The organism is Kaistia defluvii, assembly GCF_026343955.1.
Lineage (GTDB): Bacteria > Pseudomonadota > Alphaproteobacteria > Rhizobiales > Kaistiaceae > Kaistia > Kaistia defluvii.
The window spans coordinates 480,824-496,125 of record NZ_JAPKNI010000002.1 but is presented as its reverse complement, the minus strand read 5'-3'; the positions used below and the strand labels follow the sequence as shown (position 1 = coordinate 496,125).

The window sequence follows — 15,302 nt, the reverse complement described above, 5'->3', positions numbered from 1 at the left end:
AGAGAGCCCGTCCCCGTGGACGTGACGGGGTTGCGCCGAGACAAAGGAGAGACGCTCGTGCAGATTCTGAGACTGGAGCCGGCAGCGCGCTGGTGCGAGGCCGCGACGCATGACGGCGTCGTGCATGTCGCCGGACAGGTCGGGCCGGCCGGCGCCGATATCGTCACCCAGACACGCGGCGCCCTGGCCGAGATGGACCGCGTGCTGGCGCTGTGCGGAACCGACAAGTCGCGCCTGCTTTCGGTGACCATCTGGCTCGCCGACATCGCCGATTTCGCCGCCATGAATTCCGTCTGGGACGCTTGGGTCGACCCGGACAACACCCCGGCCCGCGCCACGGGTGGAATCCCGCTCGCCGATCCCGACTACCGGATCGAGATCACGGCGGTCGCCGCTCTACCCTGAAGCAAGCAGAAAAGACGTCAGCCCTGCGTTGCGGCGATCAACATTACGTTACGGAAACAGGTATCGACTCCCGACCAAAGCTGGGCGATGCTGCGGGAAACGGGAGGCTGAACATCATGCGCATTGCCATCTTTGCGTTGCTCGGGCTGCTCGCCGGCTGCACGACCACCTCGACATCGACCGCGCCGTCGGTTCCAACGGGGCCGAGCGCCGGGCTCAACCGGGCCTATAATGCCTGCCAGACGGCGTATGAGACGAGCGCCAGGCCGACGCGGACAAGCCGGGCACAGTGCCTGAACAACGCCGAGAACCGCTTCGCCTCGGAATTTCCCGATCGCGCGGCGCTGAGCCAGCAGCAGGGCCTGCGGCTGGCCTTGGCCAAACGGGTCGATAGCGGCCAGATGACCCAGGCCGCCGCAGACGCGGCCTATGCCCGGGAGCTGACCAAGATCCAGGCCGCCTCCGAAGCGCGCCGCGCCGCCGGCTGAGGCGGGTCGGATCGCGGAACCCGGGCCAGGCAAGCCCCGCCCCTGCCGCTCCCGCATCGGATCGCGTGACGCGGGCGGCGAACAGGTTGGCTGGAGCCGGAGCCAGGCGGCGGCGCCGCACATTCCCTCTCCCACCGCGGGAGAGGGAAACGGGACGAGCGTCCCCGAAACCGGGCTTGCCGCCCCTTCTGGAAGCGGTTTCAGTTCGCCTGCGGCTTCGGCTGGGCTCCGTCCAGAGCCGTCAGCCGCTTCATGACCCATTCGGGCGCACCCGGATTGGCCACCGCGAGCTTGTAGTAGCGAACCGCTTCCTTCTTGTTCCAGCGCTTGACGCCCTTGCCGGTCTCCAGGGCCAGACCGTAGCTTGCCTGGGCCAGATGATTGCCCTGGTCCGCCGACGCCTTGTAATATCGGGCGGCCGTGGCGTCGTTCTGGATGACACCCGTGCCTTTTTCATAGAGTTGGCCGAGCTTGAACTGGCTCCAGGCATTGCCCTGGTCGGCGGCCTTCTTGTACCAGGCGACCGCGGTTGGATAGCTCGGCGGCACGCCCGCGCCCGTCGCATACTTGTCGCCAAGCGTGTATTGCGCCCACGAATTTCCCAGTTCGGCCGCCTTGCGGAAATTCTTCAGCGAGTCGGCCGGGCTCGCGGCCATGCCGATCCCCTCGGCCTGGCAGCGGGCGAGATTGTACAGGGCCCAGTTGTTTCCCTTGGCGGCCGACTTCTTGTAGAGCGAGACCGCCTTGGCGACGTCCTTCGGCACGCCCGTGCCGTTTTCATAGAGCGAACCCAGGCTGTTCTGGGCCCAGTCATTGCCCTGGCTGGCGGCCTTGGCATACCAGAGGGCGGCCTGCTTCGGGCTCTTCGCGACGCCCTGCCCATTCTCGTACATCTTGCCGACATTGATCTGACCCCAGGGGTCATTGGCGTCCGCTGCCTTGCGATACAGCGCCATGGCGCGATCGTAGTTCTGCGCGGCGAGCGCCTTGTCGCCCTCGTCGTTCGGCCCCGCCTGTGCACAGACGATCGAGCCGGCGAGCAGAACCCCTGCAACCAGAGCCCGAAGCGGCGATCGATCGCCCGGAATAATATAGCCCATGTCTCGAACCCAGCCCCTTCGCGGAGATCGGGGCCTCAGCGCTCTGGCCGGACCACGGTCTCGTCATGCCGCCCGCTGCGGAGGCTGGACAAACGGTCAAGCCCCCCGGATCGCGACATTCGTAGCCGCTGCGTCGGTGGGGAACAAGATGGCCGTCGTCGGCGAGGCCATTCGAAAACCGTGATAATCCCGCAACATATTCCCATGACGTAAGGCGCGGAGATTGCGCCGGTGCGCGGCGCCGTGTAACGGAGGGATAGGTGCCGTAATGACCTCGTTATGTCATTGATTCTTTGTTCTTTAATACAGAACTTACTTCGCTTGACGTAACGTCGGAACCGCAAGCTGGCCGGGGGGCTGCGAAACATGGAAGACGGATTGGGAAGGCAGCTCGCAAAGCGGGCCGCAGGTTTGCCGCGGAGTCCGAGGATCCGCGAGACAAGCCAGTCCAACCGGCCCGTCTTCTTCCGGTCGGACTGTATTGCATTACAGAACAACTTTCCTCGCCATCCCTTCGATTTCGACCTTTTGCCCCCGGCTCGCGGCATTCTGCCGCTCGGGGAAATTGGTCGCCCGCCTCCACTCGAATCCGGCAACACGGCGTCTCGCTAGACCTTGCGAGACGCCCTAGGACGCCGCCTCGGCGTCCCGCGCATCCTTCGTTGCAATTCCGGATCGAACCCAGCCTGCATGCCCGTTCTGCGTCTGCCCTTCTTGAAATCCTCGACCCGCGCGGCATCGGGCGAGCCCCTGCTCGTCCTGTTTTTCCTGTTCTGCTCGCTCGCCTCGGTCAGTGCGCTGGCCGTGTTCCTCTATGTCCTGGACGACATGGATCTCGTCGACCGCCTGCTTTATTGCGGGCTGTTGCTCGGCCTCATCTATTGCTGCCTGTCGTACCAGTTGAGCCGCTATGGCGCGGCCCGGCGCGCGCAGCAGCACCGCGCCTTCGCCGAGGCCGACGTTTCGTACCTGCTGGAAGACCGCGCGCCGCGTGTCGCCGTGCTGATCCCGACCTATCGGGAAGAGCGGCGCGTCATCATCATGACGATGCTTTCGGCAGCGCTCGCCCGCTATTCCAATCGGCGCATCGTGCTGCTGGTCGATGACCCGCCGAGTGATCCCGACTCGGTCGAGCTGACGCTTTCGACGGTCGATGAAGTCTGGAGCATGCTCGACAAGCCGATGCAGGCTTTACGGGCGGAAACCGCCGCCTGGCGGCGGCGCGCCAAGGCGGGGCCGATCGATTTCGCCGCCGAAGCCTGCCGGCTGAAGCGATGCTATGACCACGCCGCCTACTGGCTGGAAGACCTGGCCCGCACGCTCCAGGCCGAGATCTCGCCCGCCTTCGGCCATGTCGACCGCTTCTTCATCGACCGGATCGTGCTCGATCTGGCGAAGCATTATCGCGCCGAAGCCACCCGCATGGCGGCCAGTGACCTGACCAAGGCCGAGATCGCCCGCGAATATCGCATCCTCGCCAATCTGTTCTGCACCGAGATCAGCAGCTTCCAGCGCAAGACGTTCGACAACCTGTCGCACGCGCCGAACAAGGCCATGAACCTCAACGCCTATATCGGGTTGATGGGGGGGAGCTACGTGGCCCGCCCGACGCAGGGCGGCGCCGTCATCGAGGCGACCGATGCGAGCGCCGCGGATGTGATCGCGATCCCGGGCGCGGACTATGTCCTGACGCTCGACGCCGACAGCGTCATTCTCAACGACTACATGCTGCAGCTGGTCCATCTGCTGAACGGCAATCCGACGCTCGGCGTCGCGCAGACCCCCTACCTGACCTTTCCCAAGGGAAGCTCGCCGGTCGAGCGGATCGCCGGCGCCACGACGGACATCCAGTATCTGATCCACCAGGGCGCGACCTTCTTCAACGCATCCTACTGGGTCGGCGCCAACGCGCTCATCCGCTTCACCGCGCTGCAGCAGATCGTTCGTGAACAGGTCGAGGGCGGCAAGCGCTGCAAGGTCTTCATCCAGGACGAGACGGTCATCGAGGATACCGGCTCGACCATCGACCTGCTGCATGCCGGCTGGTCGGTGCACAATCACTTCTCGCCCATGGCCTACAGCGCCACGCCGGCCGATTTCGGCGCGCTGGCGATCCAGCGCAAGCGCTGGAGCAATGGCGGGCTGATCATCTTCCCGATGCTGCTCAAGCAATATCTCGCCAATCCCGGGCGAATCCGGCGCCTGCCGGAACTGATGCTTCGGACCAACTACCTGCTGTCGCCGCTGATCGGCAATGTCGCGGTCTTCATCCTGATGATCTGGGCAGGGTCGGACGGCCGCGCGCTGGTCTGGACGCCGCTGGTGATGATCCCCTACTTCCTGCTCTATGGCAGCGATCTGAAGCGGCTCGGCTATCGCTTCCGCGACCTGTTCCCCGTCTGCGCACTCAATCTGATGCTGCTGCCGGTGAGCTTTGCCGGCATCGCTGCCTCGATCCGCCAGATCATCACGGGCAAGAAGGGCAGCTTCTCGCGGACCCCGAAGGTCGCCGACCGCACCTTCATCCCGCCCTACTGCTTCCTGTTCAACGGCTTCATGCTGCTGCTGATGCTGCGCTACGTCGCCGACGGCCTGCTGGCGGGCCAGTATCTCGGCGCCATCGTCCCGGCGCTGAACGTTTCGCTCTATGGCTACGGCCTGCATCGCTTCATCGGCTTCCGCAATGGCTTCGCGGATCTCGCCCTGGCGGTTCGGACCCAGTTTTCCGCCGCGCTCAGGCCCGTTCTGACCAGCCTCGACGCGGCCGGCAGCGGCGTTCGCGCGCTGAACCGGCGACCGATGCGCGCCATGGCGGCCACCGGGCTGTTCGCGCTCATTCTGCTCGCGCCGATGAACCTGGCGCCGACGCTTTCGCCGGAAGACTTCATCGGCGGCGCGATCGCCAGCCAGACGAGCAGCACGGCAACCGCCGCAGCGCCCATGAAAGCGTCGCCGCATCCCGTCGCCCGTGCGTCGGTTGCCGAGCGCGAAGCCGCGCGCGCCGCGCTTTCGAGCCTGTTGCGAGGGACTGCCCATGATCCGTGAGCAACAGGATCCGCGCGTGCCGCCACGTCCGCCAGGGGTGGATCAGGCGAGCCCGGAAGCCAGTCGGGAGCCAGGCGCTTCCGAACCAGACAAGAGTTTTTCGCCGAACAGGGACATCGCGAAGTGCGGTTCCAGTTTGGCAGCAGCCGATCAAACAGAACTTTCAGAGCCGGGGGACATTGTGTCGAAATCAGAAAGCGTAGGGGGCTACGGCCACCGCCAGCAAAACCGCACTTCAGCATCGCCTCTCTATGATGGCGAGGCGCGGCCTTCCGCCTGGCGCAGCGCCCTCTTCGGCGGCGCCGCCACCAGCGCCCTCATCCTGGCCATGGGCGCGCCGGCCTGGGGTGCCTGCGTTCCCAACGGCACCACGCTTCAGTGCAGCGAGGACGTCTCCGCCGGCATCGACGTCACCGAGGACGCCTTTGTCGACACGCTCAACGTGTCCGATGTGACGAGCGAGATCGCGCCGGCAGAAGGCGTTTCCGGTATCCGCTTCATCTCGAACGGCGCCGTCACCATCGAGAGCAATACGGGCGAATACTCCATCCATGCGACGGGCGACGGTGCCGACGGCATCAAGGCGCAGAGCTATGAGGATGGCGGACAGAATATCGGCGACATCTCGATCAACCATACCGGCGATGTGACGTCCGACGAGGGCTTCGGCGTCTGGGCGGAGACGGATGGCGCGATAACGCTGACCACCAATGGTGCCATCGAGGCAGGCAAGGATGCCATCAACCTGCATGGCACGATGGCCGGCGCGGTGAAAATCGATGTCGCCGGCGAACTGACCTCGACCGGCGGCGCCGGCATCGCCGCCTCGACCAATGGCGGCATCGAGGAAAAGAGCCGGGGCGCCATCCACGCGGCGACGGATGGCATTGCGCTGCAGAGCTTCGAGACCGGCAGCGTCACGATCGACCATGTCGGCAATATCGATGCGCTCGGCGGCCACGGCATCTATGCCTCGGGCAATGAGACCGTCACCTCGACAAGCGAGGGCGAGATCCACGCCAAGTCGGACGGCATTCATCTCGAAGGCCATGGCAGCGGCACCACGATGGAGCTTTTGCACACCGGCTCGATCACGGCCGACGAAGGCTACGGCGTCTATGCCGATGCCATTGCCAGCATCAATGTCGATATCGATGGCGCCATCGAAGCCGGCGGCACCGGCATCTATGCTCGCTCGAGCGAGGGCACCACGACCGTCAGCCACCAGGGCGGCTCCCTGATCGCCCACGAGGGCGACGGTATCGTCGCCAAGTCGCCGAACGCCGCCGTTCTGGTCACCAATAGCGGCATGGTTCAGGCACTGGGTTTCGGCATCTATGCAGAAAGCGGTTCCGGCCCGGTCACCGTGAGCCAGACCGGCTCGCTCGAATCCTTCGAGGGCAAGGGCATCTATGCGACCTCGGGCGATGGCAATGTCGAAATCAGCAAGACCGGCACCGTCACCGCCGAACTCGACGCTGTAACCGCCACATCGGGTGGCGGCTCCGCCATGGTCGTCCAGACCGGCGCCATCACCTCCTACGAGGGCAAGGGCGTCCTGGTAACGTCCAGCGCCAGCTCGGCAACGCTGGAAGGCTCCGGCGCGATCACCGCCAAGGGCGACGCGGTCACCGTATCGAGCAGCACTCTCGCGACGGTCAACCGCACGTCCGGCGCAATCGAATCCACCAACGGTTCCGGCATCAAGGTCAGCGCCAGCGGCGGCACGGCCTCGATCACCAATAGCGGCACGATCACGGCCTATCAGGACGGCATTCGTTCTGAATCGACCTATAGCAACACCATCAACCAGACGGGCGCCATCACGGCTTCGAACGGCGCCGGCATCTGGGCCACGTCCAGCAGCAGCACGGTTTCCGTCACCTCGTCGGGCAATATCGAGAGCAAGACCACCGGCATCCACGCCAAGAGCGACAGTGGCAACGTCATCGTCGCGCAGACCGGTACGGTGACCTCGAACGCCGGCAAGGGCATCGACACCTATACGCCGAGCGGCACGATCACCATCGGCACGGGCGCCGTTGTCGCCAAGCTCGACGGCATTACGGCGACCAATCTGAGCGGCGACACGATCGGGATCACCGGTGCGGGGGTGACCTCCTATGACGGCGCCGGCATCCTCGCCTCCTCGGCGACGGGCGCCATCACCATCACCAACAACGGCGCCGTGACGACGCAGCTGGAAGGCATCAAGGCCACCAACCTCGGCGACGGCACCGTCTCGATCGAGCAGAACGGCGACCTGACCTCCTATTCGAAGACCGGCATCACCGCCTGGTCGTCGACCGGCGCGATCAACGTCACCGGCGAAGGCGCCATCACCGCGGAACTCGACGGCATCAAGGTCGGCAACGAGGGCTACGGCAAGATCACGATCGACCGGTCCGGCGTCATCACCGCCTACAAGGGCAGCGCGATCATCGCCTCCTCGACCGATGGCGAAATCTCGCTCGAGAACAACGGCGTGATCACGGCCGAACTCGACGGCATCGTTGCGACCAATATCGGCGCTGCCAAGGTCAGCGTCACGCAGAGCGGCAACCTGACGGCCTACAAGGGCACCGGCATCGTCGCTTCCTCGGCATCGGGCGAAATCGTCGTTTCCAACACCGGCACGCTGGTCGCGGATCTCGACGGCATCGTCGCCACCAACGAGGGCGACACCAAGGTCAGCGTCTACCAGGACGGCAACCTGACCGCCAACAAGGGCACGGGCATCGTCGCCACATCGACCACAGGTGAAGTCTCCGTCACCAGCATCGGCCAGTTGATCGCCGACCTCGATGGCATCGTGGCGACCAATGTCGGCATGCAGGGCGTTACCGTCGATGCCGGCGGCGTTACGGCCAACAAGGGAACCGGCATCATCGCCGAATCCTCGCTGGGTTCCGTGACCGTGCTCGGCACCGGCGATATCCTGGCCGATCTCGACGGCATCATCGCCAAGAACGAGGGCGCAGCCGCGATCAGCGTCACGCGGACCGGTGACATCACGGCCAGCAATGGCAGCGGCATCGTCGCCGTGTCCGCGCTGGGCGCCATCACCGTCATCAGCGACGGCACCATCCTCGCCAAGACGGACGGCATCTATGCCGGCAACCTCAGCGACCAGGGCGCCATCTCGGTCGACCACACCGGCGACATCACCACGACGAATGGCAGCGGCATTCGCGTCGAGACCGCCAATGCAAACATCGATGTCACCACCAATGGCGAGATCGACGCGGCCCAGGACGGCATCCTTCTCACCAGCTATGGCGACCAGGACGTCACGATCAATGGCGGCTCGGTCAAGGGTGGCGAAGGCTTCGCCGGCGTCCATTTCGACGGCGGACATCTGAACTCGCTGACCAACCACGGCGAGATCCTCAGCGCCGACGGCATCAACGGCCTCGCCATCTCGGCCCGCGATAGCGACACCACGATCACCAACAACGGCACGATCACCGGCAATGTCGTGCTCAGCGACTGGGCGAACAGCTTCCTCAACGGCGAGGACGGCGTGTTCAACATGGGCGAGACGGTGTATCTGGCCGAGGGCAATACGCTGACGAACAACGGCATCGTCACGATCGGCGGCGACGCCATCGCGACGACCGCGCTGACCGGCTCGTTCGTCAACGGCCCGACCGGCACGTTGATGATCGACATCGATCTGGAGAACTCGACGGCGGACCAGCTCCAGGTCAGCGACAATGCCCATATGGCCGGCTCGCTTGGGCTGCATCTGACGTCGCTTGGCGTATTCGGCCAGACCTTCACGGTCGTGACGGCCGATAGCGTCACGACGGACGGTCTCTCGGTGTCCAATCCGCTGGTCAACTACACGATCAACTCGTCGGACAGCGATCACCTCGACCTGACGGTTGCCGGCTACGACTATCTGACCCAGGGTGTGAATCCGAACGGCACGGCGATTGGCGGCTATCTCAACAGCGCCATCGGCAACTCGCCATCGCTCGATTCGATCGGCCTGGCGCTGCTGAACCTGACCTCGCTTGGGGAAGTCAACGACGCCTACAACCAGCTCTCGCCGGATACCTATCTGAACGAGCAGATGACGGCGATCTACGACTCCCTCGGCTTCGCCACCAGCATGCTGAGCTGTAAGGTCCGCGACGGTGCCTACGCCTTCAACGCCGAGGGCGAATGTGCCTGGGGCCGGATCGGCTACAGCACGTTCGACCGCGACACGACGGCCGAAAATGTCGGCTTCGACCGCACCACCTGGGAACTCGCCGGCGGCGCCCAGTATGCCGTCAAGCAAGACTACCGCGTCGGCTTCGCCGTCGCAGTCGGTACGTCCAAGGCGACGGACGTCAATGGCGGAACCAGCGACGGCAAGCGGATCGAGGGCGGCCTCGTCGTGAAGTATGTCCCCGGCCCGCTCACCCTCGCGGCGGCGGTTTCGGGCAGCTATGGCTGGTACGACACCGAGCGGTCGGTGAATTTCGGCGACTTCAGCAACGATTTGACCGGCAAGCCGGAGGCTGGCTCTCTGAACGCCCGCCTGCGCGCGTCCTATGACTTCGGCAACGAGTCGATCTACATCCGTCCGCAGATCGAGGGCAACGCGACCTACCTCTACCAGGCGGCCTTCACAGAAGAAGGCGGCGTCGCCGCCGTCGCGGTCGACAGCGGCTCGCGCACCGTGTTCAGCGTTGCGCCGGAACTCGAAGTCGGCGGCCAGGTCATCACCGCCGGCGGCACGATGATCCGCCCCTACGTCAAGGGCGGCGTCACGGTCTTCTCGAACGACAGCTTCGACCTCAACGCCCGCTTCGCCGCCGACACGTCGGGGACGAGCGACTTCACCGTCACCAGCAGCAGCGACCGGCTGCTGTGGAACACCTCGGTGGGCGTCGACATGCTGTTTGAGAACGGCAACACCGTGCGCGCCTTCTACGATGGCAATTTCGGGCAGACCTCGACCGAGAACGCCTTCGGCCTGAAGGCCAGCCACAACTTCTGATCCCGCCCCGGCCCGGGCCGGATCCGCGAAACGAAAAGGCCCCGCAGCACACGCTGCGGGGCCTTTTTTTATCCAAGACACTACTTCCGGCTCGGCAGCGGTGCCGACGTCGGCGCGCGTTACTTCATGAGGCCGGCGGATCTCAGCGCGGCCTCGATGATCTCGCCGACCTTTCCCGGGGCAGCGTCCGCGCCCGCCGAAGCGCGCTCGCCGGACTGGACGGGTTCCGGCATGACGTCGCTGCGGACATATTCGTCGCCCGACACGGCGCCGGTCTGTTTCGCTGGCTGCGAACGAACGCCGTCCGTCAGGCTCCATGCCACGGCGATCTCGTGGGTCGAGCCGATGCCGACATCCAGCATGTACGGTCCGGGATGGCCGTAGGCGGCCGGACCGGAGGACGCGAGCGGGGTGCCGTGCCCCATGCCGTCGATGCGGTGCTGGGTGACCTTCACCACGCCATCCCGGCTCGACCATTCGCTCGTGGTGCGACCGCCGAGCGTCCGCCTGGCCGATGGGGTGCGCTCGAGCGCATGGACCTCGAGCCACTGATCGACGATGGCATTCGCATTGGTGGCATGAACCGTGTTGTCGGCCGTCCCCTGCCAGATCGAAACCGTCGGCCAGGGCCCGCCATGCGGGGAGGCGTTGCGAAGGGCGCCCTGCAACTCGCCCTGCGAGGGGAGTGCATGGCCCCGCATCCGGTCGAAGGCTTCCGGGACCCCGTTGGCGACGCCATGCGCCAGCCCGGCGATGATGGCGCCGCCGGCAAAGACTTCGGGATAGGCGGCAAGCATCGTCGCGGCCATCGCGCCGCCCGCCGAAAGCCCGGTGATGAAGACGCGGCGCGGGTCGATCGCATGGGCGCGGCTCATCGCCTCGATCATCCCACGGATCGAGGCGGCCTCCCCGCTTCCCCTCTGCGTGTGCTCGGGCTGGAACCAGTTGAAGCAGAGATTGGGATTGTTGGCGCGCTGCTGCTCTGGGAAGAGCAGGAAAAACCCGTGCTCCTCCGCCAGCGTGGACCATCCGGATCCGTGGTCATAGCCATCGGCCGTCTGGGTGCAGCCATGCAGCACCACGACGAGCGCGGCGCCAGGAGCCGCCCCCGACGGGATATAGGCCTTGACGCCGAGATGGCCGGGATTGGGGCCGGAGAATGGGAACGGAACAAGACGCGACGGCCCGCTTCGGGATACTGGAACCGCCGTGCGGGCTTTCATCGCGGCGAGCCGCGCCAGCGTATCGGAGAGGGGCCGCATCGTGTTTCCATCCGGGCTTGAACAGTGGCACCAGATAATGGGCATTGATGCTGCACTGCACAACGGTCGAAATCAAAGACCGGCAGTGGATGCGTACCCCGAGGGGAATGGCGGGGACAGTTCCCGCCCGCCCCATCGCAGAAAGGGGCTCAGAGCGCCTTCTCCAATTCCGGAAGCGCAACGAACAGATCGGCGACGAGGCCATAGTCGGCAATCTGGAAGATCGGCGCGTCCTCGTCCCTATTGATGGCGACGATGACCTTCGAGTCCTTCATGCCGGCAAGATGCTGGATCGCGCCGGAAATTCCGACCGCGATATAGAGCTGTGGCGCGACGATCTTGCCGGTTTGGCCGACCTGCCAGTCATTCGGCGCATAGCCGGCATCCACGGCGGCGCGCGACGCACCGACGGCCGCGCCCAGCTTATCGGCGACGGGAAGGATCCGTTCGTTGAATTTCTCCAGCGAGCCGAGCGCGCGGCCGCCCGAAAGGATCACCCGCGCCGAGGCCAGTTCCGGCCGATCGGAGATGGGCGCCGTCTCGCCGACGAAACGTGAAAGCCCGCACGCGGCGACAGCTTCAACCGGCTCGATCGGCGCGTTGCCGCCTTCGCCCGTTGCAGCAAAGCTGGCCGTGCGCACGGTGATCACCCGGGTAGCGTCGGTCGCCTGCACGGTCTGGATCGCGTTACCGGCATAGATCGGCCGCTTGAACGTGTCGGCCGACACGACCTCGACGATATCGGAGACCTGCGCCACGTCGAGAAGCGCTGCGACGCGGGGGAGCACGTTCTTGCCGGTCGAGGTAGCGGCCCCGAGGATCGTGTCATAACCAGGCGCCAGCGAGACGATCAGGTCCGCCAATGGCTCGGCCAGCGCGTGCTCGAAAGCCGCTGTTTCCGCCAGCAGCACTTGTGCAACGCCGGCAAGCCGCGACGCCGCCTCGGCAGCGGGACGCGCATTCACGCCCGCGACCAGGATATGCACGTCGCCGCCGATCTGTAGCGCCGCCGTCAGAGCGCGCGCGGTCTGTCCGGCAAGCCCGGCAGCGTCGTGGTCCGCAAGAAGGAGGATGGCCATGATGATATCCTTTCGAACTGAAGCGGTTCCGGGCGAGGCGCGGACCGGTTCGCGGGAGGAAAACGAGCCGGGGCGATCCCTAGAGAACGCCAGCCTCGGTCCTGAGCCTGTCGACCAGTTCGGCGACGGACCCGACTTTGACGCCGGCCATGCGGCGGGCCGGCTCCTCGGTCCTGAGGATCCGTAGCCGCGCGGCCGTGGCGACGCCGAAATCAGCAGGAGTCCTGCGATCGAGCGGCTTCTTCTTGGCTCTCATGATGTTGGGCAGCGAGGCATAGCGCGGCTCGTTCAGGCGCAGATCCGTCGTAACGACCGCCGGCAGCCGCAGCGAAACCGTCTGCAATCCGCCATCGACCTCGCGCGTCACCGTGACAGCATCGCTGGCCAGTTCCACCTTGGAAGCGAAGGTGCCCTGCCCCCAGCCGAGCAACGCGGCCAGCATCTGGCCAGTCTGGTTGCAATCATCGTCGATCGCCTGCTTGCCGAGGAGGATCAGGCCCGGCTGCTCGGCCTCCCCGACCGCCTTGAGAATCTTGGCCACGGCGAGCGGCTCGACCGCGTCATCCGTCTCGACGAGAATGGCGCGATCCGCGCCCATGGCGAGCGCGGTTCGAAGGGTCTCCTCGGCCTTGGCGGGGCCGATCGATACAACCACGACCTCCTCCGCCTTGCCGGCCTCCTTCAGCCGCAAGGCTTCCTCGACGGCGATCTCATCGAACGGGTTCATCGACATCTTCACATTCTGAAGGTCGACGCCGGAGCCGTCCGGCTTGACGCGGATCTTGACGTTGAAATCGACGACCCGCTTGACGGGCACCAGAATCTTCATCGGGAATACCTTTCCTTCAACGGGAGCCGCCAGGGCCGGCCGCTTCTCGCAAACCGGGCTCACGGGCCCGCCACGGTCCGCTCAGCAGAGCGTCCGGAACCGTTCCACACAGACATCCAGCACCTCGGCCGGGTCGCGTTTCCACCAATCGCCGGCGGAGAACACCTCCACCTCGCAAAGCCCGGCATAGCCGGCGTCCTCGACGGCGCGGCGCAGCCCTTTCAGGTCGGCAACGCCATCGCCCATCATGCCGCGATCGAGCAGCACATCGCGGGTATCGGCGAGCCAATCACAAAGGTGGAAGCCGGCAATCCGGTCGCCGCCGAGGCGCTGAAGCTGGGCCGCGAGCGAGAGATCCCACCAGACGTGATAGACATCGATGGCGACGGCGATCGCCGGATGGTCGATCGCTTCCACCATGTCGACGGCATCGCGCACCGTCACCAGGCAGGACCGATTGCCGCCATAGACCGGATTGAGGGGCTCCAGCGCCAGCTTTACCCCCGCCGCGTCAGTGCGTGGCGCGGCTTCGGCGACGATCTCTGCCACCCGCTTCAGGCTGTCGCCGATCGAATGCGAGCCCTCGACGACGCCGCCGACGCAGATCGTCAGCGAGGCCGCCCCGAGATCGGCGGCCATGTCGATCGAGGCATGGAGATCGTCGAACATCGCCGCATCCGGCTTGGGCGCCAGCGGTCCGACGAGGAAGGGCGTCCGGCAAAGACCGGGGATGGCAAGGCCCGCCGCCCGCGCCCGAGCGCCGATCTCGACGGCGCGCGCGCCCAGTTCCCGACGCCAGAACACGATGCCGCCATAGCCGCGCTCGGCGCAGGCGTCGATTACCCGCTCCGGCGGCCAGCCAGCGCCATGACCCTCGACATTGTGCCCAAGGGTCGCGGTGTTCAGCGCCAGGGCCGAATGATCCTGCGAAAAATCACGCACCCGCCTGCCCTCAGACGCCGTAGACAGCAAGCAGCGATCGCATCCGCGCCACGGCAAGGTTGGGGTCGCGCAGCAGACCGCATTGATCGGCGAGACGGAAGATCTCGGTGAAATAGGGCAAGGGACGCATCGCCTGAGCACCGTTGAGCATGATGAAATGCTTCTGGAAGCCGTTCAGCCAGGCAAGGAAGACGACGCCGGTCTTGTAGTATTGCGTCGGCGCGCGAAAAATCAGTCGCGCGAGCGGCACAGTTGGATCAAGCACCTCGCGGAACCCGGCCGTATCCCCGGCGCTCAACCGCGACATGGCATAGGCGGCGGCCGGACCTAATGGATCGAAGATCCCGAGCAGCGCGTGCGAAAAACCTTGCGCGTCACCCTCGATCAGTTCCGGGTAGTTGAAATCATCGCCCGTATACATCTTAACGCCGGCCGGCAGGCGACGCCGCATGTCGATCTCCTTCTGCTTGTCGAGGAGCGAGATCTTGATGCCGTCGACCTTGGCCTGACTTTCCGCGATCACGGCGAGCGCGGTTTCCATCGCCGCGTCAAACGAGTCGGCGCCCCAGTAGCCGGCAAGCGCCGGATCGAACATGTCGCCGAGCCAGTGCAGGATCACCGGCTTGTCGCAAAGCGCCAGCACATCACGATAAACGTCGACATAGTCCTGCGGGCTGGTTGCGACGCGGGCAAGCGCGCGGCTCGCCATCAGGATGATGCGGCCATTGACCTTCTGGATCGCCTCGATCTGCTCGGCATAGGCGCGGCGGACATCGTCCAGGGTCCGCGCGTCCTTCGGGTCGAGATGATCGGTGCCCGCGCCGTTGAAGACGAGCGCGTCGGGGATTTCGCGCTTGGTGCGCTGGATCAGCTCGAGCGCGCCGCTCCAGTCGAGCCCCATGCCGCGCTGCGCCGTATCCATGGCCTCGGCGATGCCAAGCCCGAGCTCGGCAAGATGACGGCGAAACGCCATCGTCGCGTCCCAGTCGATCGATGCGGGGCCGGAAGGATCGCGCGCGGTGAATGGATCGGCGACGACATGGGCTGCCGAAAACACCGTGCGGTTGAAATCGCGCGAGAAAGACGCGGTCTCGATCGGCTTGCCGACGAGCGTGTAGGCCGTGAGGCGACCCTTGGGATCAGGAAGCTGGATATCCAT

Annotated in this window: 10 protein-coding genes; 4 read left to right on the top strand and 6 right to left on the bottom strand. The window is 65.5% G+C overall.

What is annotated here, in order from left to right; translation table 11 throughout:
- Positions 1-57: 57 nt before the first annotated feature.
- Together OSH10_RS06680 and OSH10_RS06675 are read left to right on the top strand one after the other, a co-directional pair.
- The gene (locus OSH10_RS06680) at positions 58-405 is read left to right on the top strand and encodes a RidA family protein (protein ID WP_266330856.1); all 348 of its coding nucleotides are present in this window, start codon (positions 58-60) and stop codon (positions 403-405) included.
- Positions 406-521: 116 nt separating this feature from the next.
- Positions 522-893 (top strand): hypothetical protein, encoded by a 372-nt coding sequence (locus tag OSH10_RS06675; RefSeq protein WP_266330855.1) that lies wholly within the window; start codon positions 522-524, stop codon positions 891-893.
- Positions 894-1,093: 200 nt separating this feature from the next.
- Here OSH10_RS06675 and OSH10_RS06670 read toward each other — a convergent pair whose 3' ends face one another.
- A complete protein-coding gene (locus OSH10_RS06670) occupies positions 1,094-1,993 on the bottom strand; it encodes a tetratricopeptide repeat protein (RefSeq protein WP_266330854.1) in 900 nt (299 codons plus the stop codon).
- A 690-nt stretch (positions 1,994-2,683) separates the two neighbouring features.
- Here OSH10_RS06670 and OSH10_RS06665 point away from each other — a divergent pair.
- Together OSH10_RS06665 and OSH10_RS06660 are read left to right on the top strand one after the other, a co-directional pair.
- On the top strand, positions 2,684-5,038 hold the full coding sequence (locus OSH10_RS06665) for a glycosyltransferase family 2 protein (RefSeq protein ID WP_266330853.1): 2,355 nt from the start codon (positions 2,684-2,686) through the stop codon (positions 5,036-5,038).
- A gap of 181 nt (positions 5,039-5,219) precedes the next feature.
- Positions 5,220-10,031, top strand: coding sequence for an autotransporter domain-containing protein (locus OSH10_RS06660; RefSeq protein WP_266330852.1), 4,812 nt, complete (start codon positions 5,220-5,222; stop codon positions 10,029-10,031).
- 119 nt (positions 10,032-10,150) lie between these two features.
- On the opposite strand, the gene OSH10_RS06655 is transcribed toward OSH10_RS06660, so the two are convergent.
- The 5 genes from OSH10_RS06655 to OSH10_RS06635 all read right to left on the bottom strand — a co-directional run bounded on the left by OSH10_RS06655 (position 10,151) and on the right by OSH10_RS06635 (position 15,302).
- Positions 10,151-11,293, bottom strand: coding sequence for an extracellular catalytic domain type 1 short-chain-length polyhydroxyalkanoate depolymerase (locus tag OSH10_RS06655; protein ID WP_266330851.1), 1,143 nt, complete (start codon positions 11,291-11,293; stop codon positions 10,151-10,153).
- Positions 11,294-11,442: 149 nt separating this feature from the next.
- Positions 11,443-12,372 carry an electron transfer flavoprotein subunit alpha/FixB family protein gene (locus OSH10_RS06650; protein WP_266330850.1) on the bottom strand — a complete coding sequence of 310 codons (930 nt, stop codon included), beginning with the start codon at positions 12,370-12,372 and terminating at the stop codon, positions 11,443-11,445.
- A gap of 79 nt (positions 12,373-12,451) precedes the next feature.
- On the bottom strand, positions 12,452-13,201 hold the full coding sequence (locus OSH10_RS06645; RefSeq protein WP_266330849.1) for an electron transfer flavoprotein subunit beta/FixA family protein: 750 nt from the start codon (positions 13,199-13,201) through the stop codon (positions 12,452-12,454).
- 81 nt (positions 13,202-13,282) lie between these two features.
- Entirely contained in the window at positions 13,283-14,143 is an 861-nt protein-coding gene (locus OSH10_RS06640) for a sugar phosphate isomerase/epimerase family protein (protein WP_266330848.1), read from the bottom strand.
- Positions 14,144-14,153: 10 nt separating this feature from the next.
- Complete coding sequence (locus OSH10_RS06635) at positions 14,154-15,302, bottom strand: dihydrodipicolinate synthase family protein (protein WP_266330847.1); 1,149 nt, start codon at positions 15,300-15,302, stop codon at positions 14,154-14,156.

Bases quoted from the DNA above. Each gene is read 5' to 3' on its own strand.
- OSH10_RS06675 (WP_266330855.1), top strand. From the start codon at position 522: ATGCGCATTGCCATCTTTGCGTTGCTCGGGCTGCTCGCCGGCTGCACG.
- OSH10_RS06635 (WP_266330847.1), bottom strand. From the start codon at position 15,302: ATGGATATCCAGCTTCCTGATCCCAAGGGTCGCCTCACGGCCTACACG.
- OSH10_RS06655 (WP_266330851.1), bottom strand. From the start codon at position 11,293: ATGCGGCCCCTCTCCGATACGCTGGCGCGGCTCGCCGCGATGAAAGCC.
- OSH10_RS06670 (WP_266330854.1), bottom strand. From the start codon at position 1,993: ATGGGCTATATTATTCCGGGCGATCGATCGCCGCTTCGGGCTCTGGTT.
- OSH10_RS06650 (WP_266330850.1), bottom strand. From the start codon at position 12,372: ATGGCCATCCTCCTTCTTGCGGACCACGACGCTGCCGGGCTTGCCGGA.
- OSH10_RS06645 (WP_266330849.1), bottom strand. From the start codon at position 13,201: ATGAAGATTCTGGTGCCCGTCAAGCGGGTCGTCGATTTCAACGTCAAG.
- OSH10_RS06665 (WP_266330853.1), top strand. From the start codon at position 2,684: ATGCCCGTTCTGCGTCTGCCCTTCTTGAAATCCTCGACCCGCGCGGCA.